This window comes from Marinobacter sp. AL4B, assembly GCF_019916045.1.
Taxonomy (GTDB): Bacteria; Pseudomonadota; Gammaproteobacteria; order Pseudomonadales; family Oleiphilaceae; genus Marinobacter.
Map to the genome: position 1 here is coordinate 24,239 of NZ_JAILWZ010000009.1, position 23,027 is coordinate 47,265.

At 52.3% G+C, this 23,027-nt stretch carries 19 protein-coding genes; 6 read left to right on the forward strand and 13 right to left on the reverse strand.

Annotated features, from left to right (window positions below; genetic code table 11):
- Positions 1-49 precede the first annotated feature (49 nt).
- From K5L82_RS00705 to hutG, 5 genes are read right to left on the reverse strand one after another with little or no spacing between them, the layout of a single operon-like run.
- Positions 50-817, reverse strand: coding sequence for an IclR family transcriptional regulator (locus K5L82_RS00705; RefSeq protein WP_133005425.1), 768 nt, complete (start codon positions 815-817; stop codon positions 50-52).
- A gap of 12 nt (positions 818-829) precedes the next feature.
- Positions 830-3,076: a TRAP transporter permease gene (locus tag K5L82_RS00710; protein ID WP_223132815.1), complete on the reverse strand. Its 2,247-nt coding sequence runs from the start codon at positions 3,074-3,076 to the stop codon at positions 830-832.
- Positions 3,077-3,092: 16 nt separating this feature from the next.
- Positions 3,093-3,563 carry a DUF1850 domain-containing protein gene (locus K5L82_RS00715; RefSeq protein WP_223132816.1) on the reverse strand — a complete coding sequence of 157 codons (471 nt, stop codon included), beginning with the start codon at positions 3,561-3,563 and terminating at the stop codon, positions 3,093-3,095.
- Positions 3,556-4,521: a TAXI family TRAP transporter solute-binding subunit gene (locus K5L82_RS00720; RefSeq protein ID WP_223132817.1), complete on the reverse strand. Its 966-nt coding sequence runs from the start codon at positions 4,519-4,521 to the stop codon at positions 3,556-3,558. The genes K5L82_RS00715 and K5L82_RS00720 overlap by 8 nt, the downstream gene beginning before the upstream one ends.
- Positions 4,522-4,562: 41 nt before the next feature.
- Entirely contained in the window at positions 4,563-5,534 is a 972-nt protein-coding gene (gene hutG, locus K5L82_RS00725) for a formimidoylglutamase (protein WP_223132818.1), read from the reverse strand.
- A gap of 188 nt (positions 5,535-5,722) precedes the next feature.
- Between hutG and K5L82_RS00730 the strand changes: the two genes are divergently transcribed.
- From K5L82_RS00730 to K5L82_RS00750, 5 genes are all read left to right on the forward strand, one after another.
- A complete protein-coding gene (locus tag K5L82_RS00730; protein WP_223132819.1) occupies positions 5,723-6,529 on the forward strand; it encodes an IclR family transcriptional regulator in 807 nt (268 codons plus the stop codon).
- Positions 6,530-6,547: 18 nt separating this feature from the next.
- Complete coding sequence (locus K5L82_RS00735) at positions 6,548-7,822, forward strand: NAD(P)/FAD-dependent oxidoreductase (protein ID WP_223132820.1); 1,275 nt, start codon at positions 6,548-6,550, stop codon at positions 7,820-7,822.
- 27 nt (positions 7,823-7,849) lie between these two features.
- Entirely contained in the window at positions 7,850-8,227 is a 378-nt protein-coding gene (locus tag K5L82_RS00740) for a RidA family protein (protein WP_223132821.1), read from the forward strand.
- Positions 8,228-8,463: 236 nt separating this feature from the next.
- Entirely contained in the window at positions 8,464-10,455 is a 1,992-nt protein-coding gene (locus K5L82_RS00745) for an alkaline phosphatase family protein (RefSeq protein ID WP_223132822.1), read from the forward strand.
- Between the two features lie 75 nt (positions 10,456-10,530).
- Positions 10,531-11,187, forward strand: a complete 657-nt coding sequence (locus K5L82_RS00750; protein WP_223132823.1) for an HAD family hydrolase — start codon at positions 10,531-10,533, stop codon at positions 11,185-11,187.
- An 11-nt stretch (positions 11,188-11,198) separates the two neighbouring features.
- Here the strand turns inward: K5L82_RS00750 and K5L82_RS00755 are convergent, their stop codons facing one another.
- The 8 genes from K5L82_RS00755 to K5L82_RS00790 all read right to left on the reverse strand — a co-directional run bounded on the left by K5L82_RS00755 (position 11,199) and on the right by K5L82_RS00790 (position 20,196).
- Positions 11,199-12,104, reverse strand: a complete 906-nt coding sequence (locus K5L82_RS00755; RefSeq protein WP_223132824.1) for a DMT family transporter — start codon at positions 12,102-12,104, stop codon at positions 11,199-11,201.
- Positions 12,101-13,816 carry a putative 2-aminoethylphosphonate ABC transporter permease subunit gene (locus K5L82_RS00760; RefSeq protein ID WP_262492453.1) on the reverse strand — a complete coding sequence of 572 codons (1,716 nt, stop codon included), beginning with the start codon at positions 13,814-13,816 and terminating at the stop codon, positions 12,101-12,103. Before K5L82_RS00760 ends, K5L82_RS00755 begins: the two co-directional genes overlap by 4 nt.
- A gap of 34 nt (positions 13,817-13,850) precedes the next feature.
- A complete protein-coding gene (locus K5L82_RS00765) occupies positions 13,851-14,921 on the reverse strand; it encodes a putative 2-aminoethylphosphonate ABC transporter ATP-binding protein (RefSeq protein WP_223132825.1) in 1,071 nt (356 codons plus the stop codon).
- Between the two features lie 73 nt (positions 14,922-14,994).
- Positions 14,995-16,008 carry a putative 2-aminoethylphosphonate ABC transporter substrate-binding protein gene (locus K5L82_RS00770; RefSeq protein ID WP_223132826.1) on the reverse strand — a complete coding sequence of 338 codons (1,014 nt, stop codon included), beginning with the start codon at positions 16,006-16,008 and terminating at the stop codon, positions 14,995-14,997.
- Positions 16,009-16,135: 127 nt separating this feature from the next.
- On the reverse strand, positions 16,136-16,963 hold the full coding sequence (gene phnX, locus K5L82_RS00775; protein ID WP_223132827.1) for a phosphonoacetaldehyde hydrolase: 828 nt from the start codon (positions 16,961-16,963) through the stop codon (positions 16,136-16,138).
- Between the two features lie 10 nt (positions 16,964-16,973).
- A complete protein-coding gene (locus K5L82_RS00780; protein ID WP_223132828.1) occupies positions 16,974-18,125 on the reverse strand; it encodes a 2-aminoethylphosphonate--pyruvate transaminase in 1,152 nt (383 codons plus the stop codon).
- A gap of 18 nt (positions 18,126-18,143) precedes the next feature.
- Positions 18,144-19,376 (reverse strand): NAD(P)/FAD-dependent oxidoreductase, encoded by a 1,233-nt coding sequence (locus K5L82_RS00785; protein WP_223132829.1) that lies wholly within the window; start codon positions 19,374-19,376, stop codon positions 18,144-18,146.
- An 88-nt stretch (positions 19,377-19,464) separates the two neighbouring features.
- The gene (locus K5L82_RS00790; protein WP_223132830.1) at positions 19,465-20,196 is read right to left on the reverse strand and encodes a UTRA domain-containing protein; all 732 of its coding nucleotides are present in this window, start codon (positions 20,194-20,196) and stop codon (positions 19,465-19,467) included.
- Positions 20,197-20,355: 159 nt separating this feature from the next.
- On the opposite strand from K5L82_RS00790, the gene K5L82_RS00795 reads away from it, so the two are divergent.
- Positions 20,356-22,788: a metallophosphoesterase family protein gene (locus K5L82_RS00795; protein ID WP_223132831.1), complete on the forward strand. Its 2,433-nt coding sequence runs from the start codon at positions 20,356-20,358 to the stop codon at positions 22,786-22,788.
- The last annotated feature ends 239 nt before the right edge of the window (positions 22,789-23,027 follow it).

Genomic DNA, 23,027 nt, shown 5'->3' on the forward strand with positions numbered 1-23,027 from the left:
TGCTCCTTTGACCCGGGTCCCTAGCAACAACTTCGCTTCTAAATGTTAGCTACCTATAATTCATTCCACCTACGTGCCGCATCACTTCGGCTGCAGTATGCTTCAATTCAGAGAGTAATGTTTCCATAACGCCTTCAGTATTCATAACAGGATCAGGTCCTGAAATGTTTATGGCCGCTATTACCTGCCCAGTAAAATTTCGGATAGGAATCGCGAGTGCCGTCGAGTGGTCTGAATAGTGATGTGTCCAGCCTTGAGCGCGCTCTTTTTCGCAGAGCGCCATCAATTCTGGCATTGACTGGGGTGCTGGCCGAGGATAGCCATCGAGTCGCTGGCCCTGAAAAAGGTGCTGCAACTCAGCCGGTGACATCCCCGTCAGAAGTGCCCTACCCATAGCGGTTGTGTGCAGCGGAAGACGAGTACCAACAGGCACGTTGACCGAAACCCTCTGTAACGCCAACGCACGATAGACATAGAGTACTTCCGTCCCGGCGCGAACGCCTACATGGCTGGATAATGAAGTGCTGTCTCGCAATCGCGTCACGAAAGGAGCAGCTACCTCGACAATCTCCCGACTGGCGAGGTAGCTGAAACCACGAGAAACCACTTGAGTACCTAACGAATAGGTATTGGTTCCGATCTTGTTCAAGTACCCCATGGAGACCAGAGTCTGCACGATTCTGTATAAAGAACTCGTGCTGACCCCTAAGCTCTGTGCCATCTCCACTTGGCTCAATGCCCGACAGTTACTGTCAAACATTTCCAAGATACGTAGCCCTTTCTGTAAGGCCGGAACGGTATAGTCCTTCTGACTCAAGAGGTATCTTCCCTATGCTGTGTGCGCCACCGGTTGAGAGTGCCCCGCCCTGTAGTTCCTCCCAAGAATCACGAGTACTACTGCGCCGGAGACCAAGATCAGCCAAGGATTGTTGCCTACCAGAGACAACCCCGCAAGGCTAAGTATTGTTTTCTCAACCTTCGAAATTGGCGCACTGAAGAAACCGATATACGCCGCTGACAAGGCTACAATACACAAGATGCCACTGATCATCGCGAGCGAGAACTCGAACCATGTGAAATTGAGAAATAACAGGCTCGGAGCATAGATGAACATCAATGGCACCAGTGCCTTACCCATAGATAGCCGGAATGCGGTGACCCCGGTCTTCATCGGATCTGACCCCGAGATCCCCGCCCCTGCATACGCGGCCAAAGCTACCGGCGGCGTCACATCGGCAAGTACACCGTAGTAAAAGATGAAAAAGTGGGATGCCAACAAGGCAATACCAAAATCATCCAATGCCGGAGCCACGATAGCGGCAAGGATAATGTACGTGGGTGTGGTTGGAATTCCCGCCCCCATCAGAATACACGCCAATGCGACCAAAATCAGTGCGATGAACAGAGTCAAACTGCCTTCAGTGACCAGATCGAAAGGTATCAAGACAGCCAGAGTGCTACCGAAGTCATTAGCTAAACCGATAATAGCTCCGGAGAACTTGAATCCTAGCCCGGTCAATGTCGTTACGCCCAAAAGAAAGCCCACACAGGCGCAGGCAGCCGTGATGGCTATGGATTGCTTGGCGCCTTCTTCTAAACCGTCAATCAATCGTCGAGGAGTTAAGGCACTTTCATGATCCAGCTTGGTGAATCCAAGTGGCCGGAGCACGAGAGGTATGTAAGAACAAATAATGGTCAGGATAATGCCCCAAAATGCCGCTAGGAATGGGGTGAACTGCATAAGCAGCAATGTCACCATGACGACCAAAGGAATAACCTGATGCCAATGTTTGGATAGCACGGCTCCAAGGCGGGGAATTTGCTCTTCTGGCATGCCTTTAAGGTCCAGGCGACGGGCCTCAAAATGAACCATGCACAAGGTTGCTAGATAGTGAAACGCAGCCGGTATGATGGCAATCAGAATCAGCTCACTGTATGGAACACCCAGCATTTCCGCCATCACGAATGCGGATGCGCCCATGATCGGTGGGGTAATCTGGCCACCACAAGAAGATGCCGCTTCTGTGGCTGCAGCGAAGCGACCGCTAAAGCCGTACTTTTTCATCATCGGTATGGTGAATGCACCGGTCGTAACCGTGTTAGCGACCGGTGAACCGGAAATCATGCCAAAGAAACCCGACGAAACGACCGAAACCTTTGCCGGACCACCTGAATAGCGCCCTGCAACGAGGGTTGCTAGCTCAATGAACAGTTGGCCAAGGCCGGAAGCTTGGGCCAGTACGCCAAAAAGTACAAAGTGGAATACATATGTAGCGACAACACCGATCGCTATGCCATAAATGCCCTCCGTACCGAGATACAGGTGCTCAACGAGGCGAATAATATCGTAACCTCTGTGTGCCATAACTCCGGGCAAGCTCGGACCAAACATCGCATATAGCAACGCCAAGACCCCAATGATGGAGAGGGACTCACCCATGGTCCGGCGAGCACCTTCAACCACCAACATCACGGCCATTCCGCCCATGAGATAATCAAACGCTTTCGGGAAACCTATGTTGATGATGAAAATATCTTTGAAGAAAATGACCAGGTAGGCTGAAAAACCGGCACCTGCCAGTACCAACGGCCAATCAAGCCAACTGGGCTTATTCCGACTTCCCATAGCAGCAACGGGCAAAGCGGACAGCGCCATGAACCCCGCAAAACCGTAGATCATCCATGTCCACCAAACCGGAATATCGCTCGCCAAGGCTTGGGCTAGCTGATGGGCAATCAGAAGATAGAAAGCGCCGTAGGCAAGGCTCAAGACGATATTGATTTTGAGGTGTTTCGGTGGCCGCCGAGGAAACACAATAAAGAGCAGCCCCATGATGAAGGCCATGTGCACGTTACGGTGGGTAATCTCGTTTAATAGACCAAATCCAGCTGTATAGATATGGAAAACGCTCAGGACCACGCAAGTGATAGTCACCAGCGTTTTAAGAATCCCTTTCAGGTCCCGGAAATTCGATTCGTTATCGAACTTTTTTATCAGGCTATCCAGATCGGCTTGGTGCATTTCAGGCCCGCTGAACGAAGAACGGTTGTCCGCCTGGCTGTTTGAGTTGCTCATACCCGTTCACTCTGAGTTATGGTTGGCAGTTAGAGACCGGAAAAATCAGCAGCCCGCTGTCCGGCCATTGGTTCAAATTTATATGTTTATTTCCAGTGTGCAGTCTGTTCTTGAAGCGCCGATCGGTTCGCACAATCAGCTGCCCAATATTCCGGTCCATCTCCAGAATGAATGCACCACTTTTGCGTTTGAATGACGTCGCATCGGGTTCGTTCACCAGTGAGGGCAGCCCTTGCCCATGGGCGAGGAAAACTTCCGAGGTCTGATTGATCGTCAGTTCGCCGGAAGCAGTCTCATCCAATCGGTAGTAATCCTTGACGGGAGTGAGCGACACGGAGTGAATGAACGAAAGCTCAAACTTCCTATCTACCACAGGAACACAAGTAAGTAACTTGCCCTCCCGGTACTGACTAATCTCCAGACCGGCGGCCTGAAGATCGCCAACCAGGGCAAAGGCCCCGGCCAGCAGCAGCGTAAACTTATTCAATGAGACCCTTTTCACGGAAGTATCTTTCCGCGCCTGGATGCAGCGGAATCGATACCGATTCAAGTGCACTCTGACGTGTAATTTCCTTACCCTTCACATGCACCTTCGCCAAGGTGTCTGTATTCTCGTAAAGCGCCTTGGTAACCGCGTACGCAATATCTTCTGGCAAATCAGCATGGGTTGCCCAGATCGCTCGGACAGCAATGGTTTCAACATCGTTGTCCACGCCTTTATAGGTGCCAGCCGGCAGGATGGTGGATGCGTAATACGGCTGGGTTTCCTGCAGTTTCTTGATCGGTGCACCGGTCAACGGAATGATGTTGATATCGTGCCCGTTAGCCAATTCCAGGATAGATGCGGTTGGTGAACCAGCAGTAATCAAGGATGCGTCAAGATTTCCATCTTTGATTTTTTCTGCAGATTGAGAAAAGGACGAATAATCTTCGGTTAAATCATCACGGGTCATGCCATGAGCTTCCAGTAGATCGCCGAGTAGTTGCCACTGCCCGGAGCCAGGCGAACCGGAACTAACGGAATGGCCTTTCAAGTCACCGAATGACGCAATACCGGGTTGGGCTACCAATTGAACAGCCTCTGGATACAAAGCTCCCAGAGCTCGCAAATTCTTCTGTGCCTTGCCCTCAAACTGGTTCTGTCCTTTATACGCGGAATCGAGGATATCAGCCGCAACAAAAGCAGACTCTATATCTCCCCGTCCGAGCAAGCCGGCATTCGCTACCGATGCGTTTCCAGTTTCTGCCGTTGCTGACAGTTTCTTACCTTCCAACTCGGCATTATTGGAGATCACTTGCGCTAACATGCCGCCAAGCGGGTAATAGGTGCCGCCAGTACCGCCGGTAGCGATTCCAAAAAACACCCGCTCCTGTGCCTGCGCAGCTCCAGCCGCAAGACCCACGCCCAAAGCGGCGGTCATAAGCATCATTTTCAGCTTTTTCATTGTTTTGACTTCCTTTACTCTTTTAGCTTAGTGAGACCGCCTCATGAGCGGCAGTGTTGACACAGCAAGGTGTCCGCCAGCAGAGCCGCTGTTTTAGCGGTAACGCCAGATTCATCAAATTCGGGATTCAACTCGCAAATTTCTACCAGTGGCATGCCGTAGGGTAATGTCGCAGCGATCTGCTCCAATTCATCAACCACAGCTTGCACCACTTCCAGCACAACGCCTCGTGCCGCAGGAGCACTGACACCCGGTGCCTGATAATGAGGAAGTACATCCAAGTCGATGGTCAGGTAGAGCATGTCCAAACCTTGACTGAATTCGCGGACTTGTTCTATGACGTCCGGAATATCTACCTCCCGCATATACCTATCTTCACGATAACTAACGCCCATAGCACAAGCACGATCGAATAATGAGGAGGTATTGCTCGTCCGTGCAACGCCCAAGCAGCAGTAATGGAAATGATCCTGCCCGCAGTGCTCAGCTATCTGAGCAAAGGGCGTACCGGAGGACGCCCCTTGTTCGCCTTTCATTCGTAGATCAAAGTGAGCGTCTAAATTGATAATGCCGATTTTTGTAGTCGTGGGGTCGTAAGCCTTGGCTAAACCGGAAAAACTACCCCAAGCCGTCTCATGTCCCCCACCCACAACTAACAGGCGACTAACGGACGAAAGTGCTTCCGCAACTTTTGACGCCAACTCATCTTGACCCTTCTCAAGTGCGTCGCCGCTAACCTCGACCGTACCAAGGTCAATTACAGACAGGTCGTCACCACCGTGCCAAGCTAAGCCACCCAGTTGACGCCGAAGAGCATCCGGGCCAGCCGCAGCGCCGAGGCGCCCTTTATTTCTCTGAACACCTGCATCGCACGAGAAGCCAAGCATTCCCACGGTTTGACCGGAGCATCCATCTGGCGCTAGTGACACCTTCTGATGCCAACGTATTGCGCCCGCTCCTTCTTCACTATCTACCCTGCCGTGCCACTCTGATGCTGGCTTGAACGTGACCATACTCTCTCACCCTAATTCAAGATGCGATCATATAAGCACATAGAAATCGACATTTAAACACCCTGTCACCACAAGACATCCAAATATGAATTAAATATTTGCTGATGAATTTTTAAGACTATATTTCGATAATTTTCTCACTTTGCGATAAGCCAAAATGAACGCCAAGAGGTACAGTTACACTCAAAGTGAGCAATGAAATTAAAAAGGGTAAGACCGGTATGTATGAAAGCGGCATTCAAACTCTGGATAGAAGTTATTCATTGCTTCGCTTCGTGATAAAAGCCGGGCAATACGGTCTCTCCATTTCAGAACTCGCCGACGCAACAGGCCTGAGCACGTCAACTGTGTATCGTTTGGTTCGCGCCTTAAAAGATCTAGGTCTTGTCAGGCAGCCACTTAGTCGCGGACCAGTCTACCCCGGCCCGGAACTCTTAAGCTGGAGTGAGCTAACCCGCGCCGCACTGGACAAGGTTGCGCACATGCACCTTTTGGATATGGCAGAGAATTTAGGGGACAGCTTTTTTCTTATGATTCCTGACGGCTTTCACGTGTTATGCCTCGATATCGCCGATGGGCAACACCCCGCACGGAGCTACACCCGTCAAAAGGGTGACCGAATTCCCTTCGGAGTCGGCCAGGCGTCCATTGCCATCCTTAGCTTTCTGAGCAAGCAAGAACAGACACACATCCTTGAACACAACGAAGCGCCGTTTCTGCGAGGAAAAGGAATTACTCGCGGTCGTGTGCAGGAAGCCATCGCCAACTGCCGGCACCTAGAAGTCACCTGCGGAGTGGAAGGCTCTGATCCTCCCGAATTTACGGGTGTAGCTGTTCCTGTCTTCGGAAAAAACCAGACACCAATCGCTGCATTAAGTTGTTGCCTGCGGCGCTCCCGGTTGTCTGACGAACATTACAGCTGCCTTACGAAATCACTTCTGGCCAGTGCAAGAGCAATTAGCCACAACCTTTTCGAACCGGTAGAACATACCTGATAAAAGAGTATATCCACGATGAGCAGAAGCAGCGCCCCCTACCCTGACTATAAACGCGCCTGTGGCTGGAATGAGGCGGCTGAGTTGTCTCCGAAACACCCTCGCCTTACCGGCTCTCACACCTGCGACGCGATCATTGTCGGTGCTGGCTATACTGGAATCGGCATAGCCCGCCAGCTCGCAAAGCTACAGCCAAATAGTGATATCAGAGTTTTGGAGGCGGAAACTATTGGAGCAGGCTCCCCGGGCCGCAACTCGGGATTTGTTCTTGAGCACGCTTTCACCGGAGCCGACCCTGAGGCCGCTGGGGAACTCTATCGGCACTATCAGTCCACCCAAGATGCTATGCGTGAAATAGGCTATCAAGGAGCCGTCACAGCAAACTCTACAATTTTCAAAGGCGCAGCTACAGACCGAGGCATGCGAAATTTATCGGCCTTAGCTTCACTCCTCGAAAAGAGCGGCCAACCCTTCGAGTGGATGAGTGGGAAACGTTTAAGGTCGATAACAGGCAGTAACTATTACCGTGCTGGGCTGAATTTGCCAGGCAACAGCCTGGTCAACCCCTATGCACTGATTTCAAACCTGGCCCGAAGTCTTCCAGCCACAATTAAAGTGTATGAGAAAAGCCCGGCTGTTCACCTGTCACAAAACTCATCCGGGTGGTTGGCCACAACACCCGACGGTTCACTTCAGGCACCCAAGGTCTTTCTGGCTAACAATGCCTTCGCTAGCTCTTTGGGGTTCGGAAATGCCTATAGCGTGAAAATATTCACCTATGCAGGAGTCACCCCAAAATTGCCAGCCGATTTATTCGCCGCCCTAGCACCAGAAGGACAATGGGGGTTGCTGCCTGCCCACCGTCTCGGCTCCACCCTGCGAACCACTGACGATGGAAGACTTCTCATACGAGGCTTTTACGGTTACGAGCGCGAAGGCAATGACTCTACACGACGTTATCTTGAACAAAGTCTGATAAACCGCTTCCCTGAACTGACCCGTTTTGGCTTAGAAGAGTGGTGGGGCGGCACCACGTCGCTGACGGCAAACGGTGCACCGCTTTGGGGCCAGCTTAAGAAAGGACTATTCGCCTCCATCGGCTGCAACGGTGTAGGTATTTTGAAGGGAACGCTTCTGGGACAACAGCTGGCCAATCTGGCTTCCGGCCAGCCATCCCTTAACGTAAAGGAGCTCATGGGCATGCCCAGTTGGATGCCGCCTGAGCCAATTAGACACATTGGATTCAACCTCGTCAGCGCCGTGGAAAGGCGGCTGGCAGGTGCTGAACGCTAACCAAAACCCACCTAAGGAAGAGTAAGCATGATCAAAACAGTAAAAACCGAATTATACGCCTCCCCGTCACCGCTAGAGTGGGCAACCATTGGTAACGGCATATTATTCACTGCTCAGATCCCTATTGATGACCAAGGGAAAGTGGTTGACGGCGGAATTGAGGCCCAAACCCGTCAAACTATGGAAAACCTGCGCCACACACTGGAATGCGCAAAGGTAAGCCTCACAGATGTCACACAGGTTCTGATTTACGTTACCGATAGATCGCACCTGCCGGTTGTAAACAAAGTCTACGCAGAGTACTTCAAAGAGCCATATCCCAACCGTGCTGCTATGGTAATAGCCGGCCTTGCTCGCGAAGAGATGCTGGTTGAATTGGTCGTCTATGCGGCGGTCGAAGATTAAGCGTTAAACAATGACACCAAAACACTTCTCTGTTTGAAATTCCCAACAAGCTAGGCAGGCTACTTGGGTTAACCACGATGAAAGCCCCAATCACTTTGGGGCTTTTTTGCTCCCTTCCATTCGATACCTGTGCAATAACTTTGACATCTATTCGTCAAGAACCTTCCTTAAGCTGCATCTGGCATATACCAGAACTCATCATGCTGAGCGTCAACAACCTAAACAGGAATTACACGATGCCTTTTGGAAAGCTTCCGAGCAAACACCTAGTCGTTGCTACCGCGGCGATTGTCGCGCTGAGTGGCTGCAATGACAGCGATAGCAGAGATGACAGCACAAAAATCACCACACCTGAAATCGAAACTCCAGTAACCGAACCAACCCGCAAGGCACTCGTGATAGGCATCGATGGTTTGATGTACGACTACATTGATCCCATCGATAGCCCCGATCTCAACGAGCCAGAAACACCAAACTTTGCCCGCTTCACGTTGACCAAAAGCTTCGCTGGGGGGCTGCTCAATACCAGCTCGCACCAACGTTCCTATTCGGGACCTAGCTGGTCGAGCATCCTTACAGGGACTTGGGTGGATGGTCACGGCGTACAAAGTAACAACAACAAGCCTGTCGCTACCAACAGTATTTTCGCGACTCTGAAGCAGAGTGATCCAGCGTTAAAAAGCGGGAGTTTTGTATCTTGGACACCGATTAACAGCGGGCACCTGATCAAAGAAATGTCGAACATCGATCGTAGGGTCGACGGCGCTTCCCGCCCCGATGGCAAGTCGGTCGATACGTTCATCACCGAACAGCTTGTGAATGAGCTGGAACAAGAGGAAAGCAACCTAGACTTTATTTTTACTCACTTAGATGAAGTAGATGGCGCAGGCCATGCTTGCGGTTGGTGTGAACCCTATGAAGCCGCGCTGCGCGAAACCGATGCTCGTTTAGGGCAAATTATGGCTGCCATTGAGCAGCGTGAACGTAACCTGAACGAAGACTGGTTGGTTATGGTTGTATCCGACCACGGCCATCGGCCGGCCGGCGGCCACGGCGGTGATACCGTGGCTGAACGGACAAGTGTGATCGGAGTGAATAAACCAGAGCTGTTCAACCAATTCCTAACGACTCCATCAGCCCCATTGGCTTTATCCAATGATGCGGAACAGAATACTCTAATGGCTTACCCCGCCATTACCTCGATCATGCCAACGGTTATGACCTATCTGGCCCGCATCCCAGAGGTGGACGATCAACTTGCGAGCCCTTCATTGATCGGCGAGCTAGGCGCGTACAAGCTGCTCAGCTTTATAGATCAGCCTGAATTCACATCAGCAACCGTTAATCTCCAATGGCAGTTAACTAAGGATGTTGAAAACGTTGCTATCTACCGCAACAACGAGCGGATCGCTAAAACGAGTGGCCAGGAAAGCAGTTACGTTGATACCCTGAAACTAGAAGACCTCGGAGAAGGATCTCATACCGTGGTTTACTCCGTGCAGGCTGACATAGGCGCGCCAGTGAGCAGCCGGGTTAAAGTCTCTTTGGCGGAACCCGTCGACCTTGGCAGCCTGCTAGCCGAACGGGAAAGTCTATCCAGTTTCAATGGGACCGTTGCACCATTCGGCTGGGTCTCTGAAGCTTCCGCCATCCCCACGTATGTGGACGGCCCCTTCGCCGATACCAAAGCAGTCAATCTCCAGCGCAGCCAAGGCTACCTGAGCCAAAACAAGGATTTTTCCGATTACGATCAGATCTCCTTCGGTTTTCGGTTCCGAGTCAATGGCGACATCCAAGGCGACCCTCATCTCATCTCAAATAAAGACTGGGCAAGCGGTTACAACCCTGGCTTTATCGTCACTGTGACCAATAACAGCATCAAATTGAATTTGGGAGACGGCTCCCACCGAGCCGACACCAGCTGGATGTCACTGGCCAAAGGTCAATGGGTTTTTGCACTCGCGACCATGGATTTAACCAACGGCAAAGCGGCGCTTTATCTGCAAGATGCAACCTTTGGGTTTCAGGCGTCGCAGACCAATACCGGCTCTGTCTCTAGCCTGGCTTCACCTTACCCGCTCAATATCGGTGAAGGTGGGGATGGACAATTCAACGTAGGTCGTGGCGTAGAGTTGGACATTACTGACTTTGTGACCTTTAACCGTGCCCTGACAGAGGCCGAAGCAAAAGCTCTAGCCAACTCAACAGCGCCCTTGGGCGACCTCTAAGCGTTTCCCCCGGTCCGAAGCAATCCGGGCCGGGGCTATCTTTCCCAAAAACCAATTAAGATCCAAGAACTCCTTATGCTTGCAATTTTCGATCTCGACGACACTTTGATTCACGGTGACAGTGCTCATCTATTCACAGCTTTCTTACTCGGCCAAGGTCTGCATCCAAATCCAGATGCAACCCACAAAGACGAACAGTTTATCCAAAAATACCAGAACGGGACTCTTAACCTCGAAGAATATATGGAGTTCAGTCTGGAGCCCCTTAAAGGTTGGAGCAAAACACGTTTAGAAAATATGGTAAATGCGTTTGTGATTGAAGTGATCGAACCACGCATTTGTCCAGCCATGAAACAGCGCCTTGATTGGCACCGGCAACAACAACACCGACTGCTCATAATTTCTGCGACCGGCGAACATTTGGTCTTACCAATCGCAAAGGCACTGGGGATTCACGACGCACTCGGAATTGAAGTACTTTGGAACGACTGTGAACTGACTGGAGAAATCGGTGCTCGGCGCCCGTTTCAAGCCGGCAAGATAGAAGCTCTGAAGCACTGGAGCTCAGTGCAAACGACACCTCTGGGGCCCACGTGGTTTTATTCCGACTCCCACAACGACCTACCCCTGCTTGAGCAAGTCGATCACCCCGTGGCTGTTAATCCCGACCCGAAGCTACTAGCTCGAGCGCAGGCCGCCGGTTGGACCATTCTGGAGGGGGTGAGGCCGTGAGCCTCCGCCCCCTACCCCAAAACCACAAGAAACAAACCACTCAAAATCACACCGACCCCCAGTATTTTGGGACCGTGCAATGGCTCCTTCAAAAACAACCAACCCATCAGAACCCCCATAGGAATACTGATCTGGCGAAACGCGACCACATAACTGACGTCTTCAGCGTAGGCCATGGCCCACACCACCAGGACATAGGTTCCCAGAATCAAAAGTCCTGCACCCAGAGTGCTCCGCCATTTCCCGACAAGAATCCTCATTAATCGCCGCTCTTCAGGTTGGCACAACACCCCCAGAGAGAGCCACGCCAGAGCCGACCAAGCTTGTAATATGACAAACAGCAACGCCACTTCTCCGTCATTGATCGCCAAACCTGGTAGCGCCCGTATCTGCCGAGTAGCGTTATCATCGATCAACGAGTAACCCGCCGTACTGAAGGCAGCAACAAGCGCAAAAAACGTTGCAAGGTTGGCATAGTTCGACCAGCGAAAATCTCGGAAATAGCGCATGGGCAGAACCATACAACCTACAACGATCAGCAGAATGCCGCAGACAGCCGCCGCGGTAATCCTGTCCGAAGTCCCCAGAAACAGGGTTCCGATCAACAAAATGATAAGCGGTGAGGATCGGGCCATGGGATAAACAACAGACATTTCGCCATGGCGGTACGCGGCCGCGAGCGCACTAAGATAGGACGCCTGAAAGACCCCAGTCAAAACCACCAAGGCCCAAATATCGTGGGTAAATGTTCGCAAAACATCCAGATAAGAGAGCAACACAGGTGACGTAAACAGTACTCCCCAAACAGTGCAGTACCAAAAAAAAGCGCCACTTGGACTGACGCTTTTTCCGAACAGATTCCAGCTTGCATGAGCTAGGGCCGACAGCAGCACAATCAGAATTGCCGAGAGGGTCATGCTTTTCCTTGGCGCCAGCCTCTGGTGGAGCGGTCCAGCCAGAACCGTAACACCCCCTGGACCAATTTAGCACCGGCACAGGTTATGGTAATCAGCACTGCCATAGCCGCCGCCGGAGCGATGTCCCCCGCTTCATCCATATTCAATACGGCCACAGAAGCCAGTTGAGAGTCATGTCCGTACAAAAACACCACGGCAGACACTGTTGTCATAGCATTTACAAAAAAGTACAACGCCACATCCAGGATCGCTGGCAAACACAGCGGCAGCGTAACGGTCACTAACACCCGCCAGCGGGATGCATTCAGAGACTCACCCACAGCCTCAAACTCCCGATCCAGCTGTTTCAGGGCTGTGATCGCCGTCAGGTGCGAGACTGAATAAAAGTGTGCGACAGTGCATAACATCAGGATAAACAGTGAGCCGTAAATCACATTCAACGGATTATCCGGATCATTAAAAAAGAAAATGTACGAAAGCCCCAGCACCAGCCCCGGTACGGCAAGAGGTAGCAGGGCTAGCAAATGAAACAAACCTTTAAGGCCAGAGGGCTGAGGTGTCCGTTCTGTTAACCAAGCATTAAAAAACACCAGCGCCGCTCCTAGCACCATCGCACCCAACGCCATTTGGATACTGTTAAAGTAGGCCCCCCAGCCGCCACCGTCCATCAGGTCGAACTGGTAATTCTTGAAACTAAGGTCCAGATTGTAAGGCCAGAAAGTTACAAACGACGCATAGATGGCCATACCAATGATCGCCAGAATAAACACAACCGCAGGGAGCAGCATCATAGCGCCCAGCCAGTCGCGGGCCTTGTTAACTCTGGGCTTGTAGGGGGTCGACTGGGCGGTAAAGCTGGCCGTCTGCTTGCGCTGCACATAACGGTCTGCGGCAAAAGCCAAAAGTGCCGGCAGTAACAACAACACACTCACCACCGCACCCATTTCAAACCGTTGCTGACCAACCACCTGCTTGTATATATCGGTGGCCAGAACATCAAACTGACCACCAATTACCTTGGGCACCCCAAAATCTGTTATCACCAAGGTGAATACCACAAACGCTGCACTAACCAGCCCGTAACGGGCACCCGGCACTGTGACCGTCCAGAAGGTTCGCCAGGGGCTAGCTTTCAACGAAGTGGCGGCTTCGTAATGACGCCCATCGGCATTTTCCATCGCGGTCAAAAGAATCATTAATGCGTGAGGAAACGTCCAAAAACAGGAACCTAGAATGACCCCTATTGGGCCGTAGATTTCGGCACCGAACAGCCAACTTTTCAGTATCCCCTGGTTTCCAAACAGATACACCAAACTGATCGCTGAAAGCAGTGATGGTGCCAGAATTGGCACAACGAGAATGCCACGAATCAAACCGGTCATCGGCAGCCGAGTTCTGGTTAATGCCCAAGCTGCCATGAAGGCCAGCAAAACTACTATGACCATGCTCAGGGATGCGACCCACAGAGAATTAAAGAAGGCAGATTCGATGGCCCCTGACCCGAGATACTGCGCGAAATTATCCAGACCGACAAAATCGCCGGCTTTATTTTTCACGCTTTTAGATAACAGGGTGTACAGCGGGGCTAGGACGAGAAGCACCAGAACGCTACAACCCAAAACCAGAAAAAGCGTATAGTTCCAGCGCTGACCGAGTTGTCGCACTTTCTCAGCCATTGGCCCTAATTTATCAGCAGATACAGAAAGGTTCATAAATTCATCATTCAGTCTGTCAAAAATAACGATCTCAGGCTGCAAAACAATGCAGTGAGTCTGAGGGCAACGTTACGTTTACCCATGCGCCTTGCGCCAATCCAAGCTGACGAGCTGAGCGGGGGGACACATCAACCACCAAACGCAGACCGCACTCTCTCAGGATGATTTCGATTCGGATGAAGGCCCCCAAGTAATCCACAGAGACCACCTGCGCTTGCCAACCATTTCCAGTGAGGGGCTGAAGATGGACATCCTCTGGGCGAATCGCCAGCCGCACCGGCCCCTGTCCGCCTTTCAGCGGGTGTTTTAGGTTAAGTACGCGACTGCCCACTTGCACAGAGCGATCACTTACCGCTGAACTGTCCATGAAGTTCATCGCTCCGACAAATTCAGCAACAAACGCCGAAGCCGGCTGTTGATAGATATCCACCGGTGTTCCAACTTGTTCGATCACACCATTGTTCATCACCACAACGCGGTCGGCCATCGCTAGGGCTTCTTCCTGATCATGCGTGACTAAAATGGTGGTCACACCCAACTGCCGCTGTAGCTGTCGGATCTCTGCCCGTAGGTGATTACGAACTTTGGCATCGAGGGCCGATAGCGGCTCATCCAACAGCAGCAAACCCGGACTGGGCGCTAAAGCACGGGCCAAAGCTACGCGCTGTTGTTGGCCACCGGACAACTGGGTTGGGTATTTTTTTGCCTGTTCAGGCAAACCGACTGTGGCTAACAGCTCGCTAACCCTGTACTGAATCTGTGGTTTAGACGTCCCTACACTGCGCAATCCGTACGCAACATTGTCTTCAACCGTCATATTTGGGAAAAGCGCGTAGGACTGAAAAACAATGCCGAAATCACGCGCATGAGGCGGTTTCAGGGAAATATCAACCTCCCCTTGGTGCAGCGAACCAGTGGATTGCTGCTCTAAACCGGCGATGATTCGCAACAATGTGGTTTTCCCACACCCCGAGGGGCCCAAAAAACACACCAGCTCACCTGGCTCAATATCCAGATTCACGTCCCGAAGTGCACAGAAGTCACCGAAATGTTTACTGACATTGTTTACGATCAGGCGACTTCCCTGGATTGACTGTTTCATAGCTCTAGCCTCCATTCACTCATCCCATTGCACCAAAAGTCCCGACCCGATTACCGGGCCGGAAACCACTCAGTTATTTCGCTTCCGATTTGTTGTCATACCGCTGCTGCCACTTCGAAAGAATCGCCTCGCGATTCTCCGCCGCCCAGGCAAAGTCGTTATCGATGATCAACTCCTCTGCATTGCTTGGGAAGTGCTTCACCGGTTTGGCCACGCCCGGCATTGCCACAATAGCGAAGCCTTCGTTATACATTTCCATCGCTTTACGACTAATAGCCCAGTCAACAAGTGTCTCAGCGGCATCCACCTTCGCTGTCCCTTTAATGATGCCTGCCGCTTCTACTTCCCACCCCAAACCTTCTTTCGGGAATACCAACTCCAAGGGGGCACCTTGGTCTTTCAAACGGGCACCACGGAACGCGAATGACACCCCAATAGGGGTTTCGCCAGACGCTGCCATTTTGCAAGGCTTAGAACCGGAGTGAGTGTAACGACTGATATTGTTGTGCAGGCCATCCATGAAGGCCCAGCCTTCGTCCTCACCCATCATCTGCAACCAGCCCGAAACGTCTAAATAGCCCGTTCCGGAGGAGTTTGGGTTAGGCATAACCACGTGACCTTCGTAAACCGGCTTAGTTAGATCATTCCAGCTCGAAGGAATGGGTAGCCCCTCTTTTTCGGCCTCAATTGTGTTTACACAGAGGCCTGCCATCCAGGCATTGGTGCCTACCCAGGAAGGCTCATCCCCAGAGTCACGGAACTTCGGAGACAATTTTTCTAGCCCTTCGGGCGAATACGGTTGCAACATACCCTCATTTTTCAACATCAGAAGGCTGGTACCCGCAAGTCCCCAAACAACATCGGCACGAGGGTTTTCTTTCTCTGCCAACAAGCGCGCTGTGACAATCCCAGTGGAATCCCGAACCCAGTTAATTTTGATGTCTGGATGATCTTCATTAAAACGCTGCGCATATCGCTTCAAGTCGTCTGCTTCCAGAGCGGTGTAAACCGTCAGCTCAGTTTTCGCCTGAGCTCCAAAAGCTGCAGCACACAAGCCCAAAGCGATTGCGAGTTTCAATTTTTTCACGTGATGTTCCTCATCTTAAATTGAGCGGGCAATTATCAACTGGTCTACACCAGAGTCGCGCCCTCACGATAAACAGCTAAGATTTCAATGTCGTGACAGAGTCGTGACGGTTTCTTTTTGCCTCCTATCAGGGGCAATCGCCGGCCTCAATTCGATCTTGGATACACGCCAAAACCTCTGGTAAATCTGCAATTGAATCAATAAGATAGTGTGCACCCGACTGAGCCATTTTACGGTGCGAAAGTGCTAGACGCTGCGCGCGCACCGTCTCCTCTAATCCATCAAATTGCTCTCGAGAAAGGCCGACCGCATTCCCTGATGCGACCACGCCGACTGTCCACATACCGGCATTCAACCCCTCCTCAATGCCCGTAGCGGTATCATCCACTTTTACGCAACCTTGCACGGCAGTCGCCCCCAGCTCCATGGCATTGCAAAAACTCATATAAGGCGCTGGGCGACCCTGAGGTACCTCGGTGGCACACACAACGCTGTCAGGCTCAAAACCCTGCCGGTAAAGCTCCGGTAGCATCACGTTCACCATCTCGCGGCTGTAACCTGTATTCACGCCTAGCTTGATGCCGTGGTCGCGGGCAAACCCCTGCAGAGCCAAGGCTCCGGGAATCAACTCCGAGCGCTCTGCAATTGCCTGGGTCTGGAACGGTACAAACGCGTGATACAGACGTTCAATGTCCTGCTCAGTCGGTTCGGCGCCACTTCGCTCCCGCCACTGTTGCCGTATTCGAGGCATCGCCAGCAGCTGCCGGATGTGCTCTCGCTTTTCGGTGCCCATCGGCTCACGGGCCTCTGCCTCCGTCAGCGAAAGACCTTCGGATTCAAACAGTGTGAGAAACGCTTGAATCGGTGCCAACGAGCCAAAGTCCACACACGTGCCGGCAAGATCCAGAATGATGGCCTGTACAGGCCCGGTGTACGAACGGGTATAACGGTACATAACAACTCCTTCAGTCGGATTTGAGGTTATCAGGGGTCAAAACGGGAGGTGGCACAGGCAGTGTCAGCTTCATATTTTTGCAGGCATTGGCCACCGCAGTAATAACGTCGTCGATTTGCTCATCGAACAACTGGCCAATACAGCCAATTCGGAAACTGTCAGTAACCGTGAGCTTGCCAGGGTAGATGACAAAACCCTGGTGCTTGATCTCATCGTAAAACTGGCGGAAGTCGAACGTTGACGCGCTCGGAGACAAAAAGGTGGTAATAATCGGAGAAAGCCACTCGTCGGCCAACAAAGTCTCGAAGCCCAGCTCACGCATGCCAGCCACCAGCCGGTCCCGGTTGCGGGTATACCGTGCCAAACGCCCCGCCACGCCGCCTTCAGCCTCATGCTCTTTCAGCGCTTGCAGAAACGCGGCTACGACGTGGGTCGGCGGGGTATACCGCCACTGACCGTTTTTTTCCATGTAGCGCCACTGCTTATATAAATCCAGCGACAGACTGTGACAACGGCCTTGAGCGCCTTCCAACAACGACCGCTCAATGATTGCGAAGCCGAATCCGGGCACACCTTCAAAGCACTTGTTTGCGGATGACACAAGCGCAGCACAGGGCAATGCTGCGACATTTACGGGCAAGGCTCCGAATGCACTCATGCTATCAATGATCAACCGGGTACCCGCTCGCTCACAAACTGCCGCAATTTCCTCAATCGGATTGAGGATCCCGGAGCTGGTTTCGCAATGGACCACCACAACTTGGGCCACCTCGGGGTGAGCACTCAGGAATGCGGCCACTTCATCGCCGCGCGGTGGCTCATAGTCGCCTTTGTCGATGCTCAAGTACGGCCGATCCAGGTAATCCAGAATCTGACCTATCCGCTTGCCATAAGCGCCGTTCATCAGCACGAGGGTATGGCTGTCTGGAGCAACCAACGTCCCTAAGACCGCCTCAACAGCGAAGGTGCCACTGCCCTGCATCGGCACACAGACGTGGCTTTTCTCGCCGCCCGCTGCCTCCAGCAATCGCTGACACACTTGTGCGGTCATGCCATTGAAATCACCATCCCAAGAACCCCAGTCCCTCAACATCGCCTGCTTGACGGTCAAGCTGGTGGTCAACGGGCCAGGGGTAAGCAGGTAAGGGTCTTTCTCAATCATAGGTAATCTCCGTGGTAATTAACCGGAACGCTTACGGGCGCGAGCCTCGGCACAGCGTTGGATAAAAGTGGCATCAAAAGAATCGACTGGACCAAACCGATCCAGCCTGAAATCGTTGAGAGAAACAAAAGGAGTCTGACCGGACACCAAATCTGATACGAGGCGCCCAATACCTCCCGACAGACCGACACCGGCACCCGAACAACCGGTAGCCACGAGGAATCCAGACACACCGGGCATCGCTCCGATTAGCGGCGCACTGTCCGGCGTATAGCTGGAGATGCTGCTGATATAGTGGGCGAGGGTCAGTTCTTCGAGCACCTGACATTGATGCTGAAATGCCGAATAGCCTGCTTCCAAGGCCTCATTGCCAGTAGGATCGACATCGAAGCGATAACCATGCAGGCTATCTGGGAGAGTGTCCGGTCGGGCGTAAACGGCGCGGCTATCACGCAGCCCGAACAGCAGGCCGCCTACTTCTGGGCGTGCGTAGGCTCCGCTGTCGGGCAGAATGGTCATGGGACCACCGTTAGCCATTCGCGGATGAGGCGCAGAAATCCAGTAATGACTTCGGATCGGTGCCATCGCCAGGTTGATACCTTTTTGACGCGCCAGCGCCGTGCTCCAGGGACCAGCGGCATCTATCACCAATCCTGCCTGCACTGTATCGCCAGTTGACAGCCGAACACCTGTAACACGTTCCCCAGAGCCAACCAGCTCCGTCACCTCGTGGTGCAAGAGGAATCGAACACCGTTACGCCGGGCCGCACGGGCGTATGCCATGCACAAGGCATACGGGTCGATATAACCATCGTCTGGGAGAAACAGAGCCCGAGCCCCCTCACCCAGAGCCAACCAAGGAGCCAATTTCTCCGCTTCGGAGTTATCAAGCCACTCGGTCTGCCGACCAAATTCGGCCGCTCGGAGAGCAAGAATATCGAGCTGACATTGCCCTGACGCGGAAGCAGCAACCTGCAAACTGCCCGCCCGCTGAATTGGCAGTGGCGTACCAGCGTCCTGCTCTAGCCGGTCGATGGCTTCAAAGGTCTCGGTCGCCAGTACCGTCAGACCAGAGGACGGACGAATCCTGGTCAACAGGCCGGCTGCTTGACTGGTGGTTTGCTCGGCCAGACCTCCGCGCTCAATGACGGTAACAGTCAGACCGGGTTGCTGGCTGAGATAACTGGCAATGGAACATCCCAGGATGCCGCCACCAATGACGACGACATCTGGATGATTGGCAATGGACATAGTAACTCCCCGCTAATCTGGTATAGACCAGTATTGCGGGAAGTTATGACAGTTTAATGAAGGATAGATGACGAACTAACGAGCAGACTCAGACCACATTCACCTGAATGCTGAGGGTGTCGTGAAGCCAAAACTCCTCATCAAACTCCACGAAAACCCCTGCAGCGTCCCGGCTACAGCGGTTCACGCAAAGTCCTGCGGTACCAGCATTGACGCTCAGCGCACTTGCCTGAGGATCCACCAGCGCAGTGGGAAACATTTCGATCTTCTTCTGAACCAAATCAACGCTGTATTGATCGCGCAGAAGCTTCCACAGAGACCGATTAAAATCAAAATCTTTGATGTCCGGGAGGCGGCGGGGGTTGAGAAAGATGTTTTCCACCAGCACCGGCCGCTCATCCAGGTAACGTCGGCGCCGGACCAGCACAACCGGATCTCCCGTCTCAAGACCTGTCTTACCCGCCAGCCAAGCCGAGACAACAGTGCAGCGAACCTCAAGCGTTTCCGTTCGAGGGAGGCGTCCTTGGGAAACCGCATTATCCGAAAAACTATAATCTTCCGTAGGGTTGTAGATCAGACGCGGTGGGGACACAAACCAGCCCCTCCGATTGGAGCGATATATACGCCCCTCTGCTTCCAACTGAGCCAACGCAAGCCGGGCTGTTACTCGGGTGGTACCAAAACGCTCAGCTAAAATACGCTCCGAGGGCAACCTGATGTTCGCACTCACCTCTCCCCTTTTAATCAGATCAGCCAACTGATCCCTTACACGCAGGTATAGGGGTGCGTCGGCCTCTGAGGTGACGAAATTCTCTGGCATGCACAAAACTCCTTAGCGAAAACGTTACAGGGTAGCAACAGTTTAATGCAGCTTTGTGACACCGCCAAAGGCACCTGAAATATTACAGTCACTCGCTTGAAATGCTTTCAACCTACGATTAGCTGGCGTTCCATACTGGTATACACCAAAGGAGATTCCATGCTTTTCAAATACCGCTTCGCTCTTGCTCTGGGGCTGTCCGGCCTATTACTTGTTGGCTGCGACGATTCCTCTAACTCAAACACCGAAACCGAGCCAACTCCTCCCGAAATTCCGGGCCAGCCTGACCCCGTCGTTATTCCCCCACCACAGGCGGATGCAGCCCCCGACTTTATTGTTCAGCCCTATCTGCAGGCCCCTAGCACGGATACGATGACAGTGATGTTCGAAACCGAAAACACTGAACCTCAAGTGTGGGCTCGCTCATTCGGATCAAATGAAAAATTCCGCAAGGTTGCGGGCGAGATACACTCTAGCGATGGTTTGGTATATCGCGCACCGCTTTCAGAGCTGGAATCCAACACTCTGTATGAGTACTACGTACTGACCACCGATACTGAAGGAAACCAGCGGGTAACCCAACCGTTTGCGTTCAAAACCTGGCCGGGCCCTGGTGATGGCGTTGCCGAAGCAAAATTCATTGCGATCAGCGACACCCAACTGGATCGAACCATGTACGAAGTCGTACTGAACAACGTGGTAAGCGACGGTTTCATGGCAAAGGAGTGCGATCGCACGCAACCTGAAACCTGTTCGGAAAATATCGCTGCCATTACGATCTCCGGAGATGTCGTTCAGACTGGTAGCAACCGCACTCACTGGAGAGAGCAATTGTTCGGGCGAATGGCAGAGATAACCCCCTATGTACCCCTGGTGACCGTTCCGGGAAACCATGATTATTATGGCAACGCCGAACTTGAACTGTATCGCACCTACATGGCGCCACCCGCCAATGGATCGGCAGGATATGAAGACCACTGGTACTTCCTCGACTACCTTGACCTACGCTTGATTGGTCTTGACAGCTATCCCATCTCCGGCGCGCACGGCGACTTCAACCAAGAAACCCTAGCCGTACAACGCCAATGGCTCCGTGAAACACTTAAAGACGCCGAAATCCACAACAAGACGTTTGTTATGGGCATATTCCACCATGGCTGTCTCTCCGAAATGTGGAATGCCGGCGAAAGCATCGGCTCCTGTGAATTAGTGGCCGAGTTGGAGCAATACAGCGAACGTACTGGCGCAGTTACTGGGCATTTCTTTGGCCATACGCACTCCTACTCTCGTGGCCAATCCATGGAGGCACTGCATTTATGGCTGAACGCTGCCAGTGCATCTGGCTATATTGAACCGCTAGATGACCCAAGTTTCCAGAACGCCCAAATCAGCGACTACGAAACCTTTGAAGTCAGTCGTAGCGAATTTGGTTACAGCGTTCTTACATACCAGTTTGGCCAGGATCAAGCCGTTACCTTGCGCCGTAAGAAGGGCGGGTATAACGGTGATACCGACTTCGAAGTTGTCGATAAGGTCACTTTTTCGCCCGCAATAAACAACGAATTCCCTCAGGCCATCTCCGGCACAGGGCCACTGGCGGCCACTGACGTTCAGCTAGGCATTCAAGTTGGGGCTCCAGATTCCGTCCATGAAGTACAGTGGCAAGTGACCGAAACAGAAGATTTTTCGGGGGCCGTGTTCGATATCTGGGGTAACGATACAAGACGGCATAATTATTTCTATGACGAGGCGTCGTTAGTTGGGGGTGATGAGTATGCAGGCTTTGAGTCCATTGACACCCAACAAGGTGTAGACCTTTTTAAGCTTGATCTTTCGTTGCTGCTTCAACAGAAAACCATTCGCCTTGGCGGAGATGACCATTACCGCTGGAACAAACGCTACGCAAGCCAAAACACCCACACATCAGCACACGATGATTACCAGGGGCGCTCCCGACCAAACCTGACACTAAAACCCGGTACAGCATACTACTGGAGAGCTCGTGTAAGAGATAAAAACATGAACTGGTCTAACTGGAGTCATCACTATAAATTTGACGTGGAAGGCTCTCGTACGCCCAACCTGTTAATAAATGGTGACGCGGAGTCTGGCGACCTCACTGGCTGGGCTGTCCTCAACGGGTCAGTCAATACTGTATCTGGCGTTAACAACTCCGGCGTACTCAATGCGGCCCAGGGCGAATACTACTTTACGGGCCGAGGCTTTGGAAACGGGCAGCCAGCCGACTGCTGCACTGACACTGCACTCCAAGTCGTCGATGTATCAAGCTATACGGATCTCATCGACACCGAGCAGGCTTACATCGAATTGAGCGCCAAGGTAGCCACCTGGAATGGAGTAGACGAACCCGAGCTGACGATAGAATTATTGGATGCCAATGAAAACACCGTTCCATGGAGTTCCTCTGGCCCCCATAGAAGTGGCGCAGTTCGGAACTGGGATACCATGACCATCATCGACCAAATTCCGGCCGGCGTTAGGAGCATTAAGGTCTATATTGGCGGTACACGAAAGCAAGGCAGCGACAACGATGTCTACTTCGACGATTTGAATCTCAACCTTCTTCACTAAAGCCTTTATTAAATTAGCATCTGGAGCCTCCCCCTCCCTCATTAAATGAGGGAGGGGCGGGTCGGAATCGAACCGGCGAACACGGCGTTGCAAAACCCTTTTCAATCAATAAGTTGTATTTTCATTTTTTGAGCTACTGTCCAACCACTTAGTCGTTAGTTACTTCGGCAACTTCTCAATCAGAATGTAGTGATTCAATAATTTTGGACACCAGCCTGGGCGGTGATATTGCCACCATA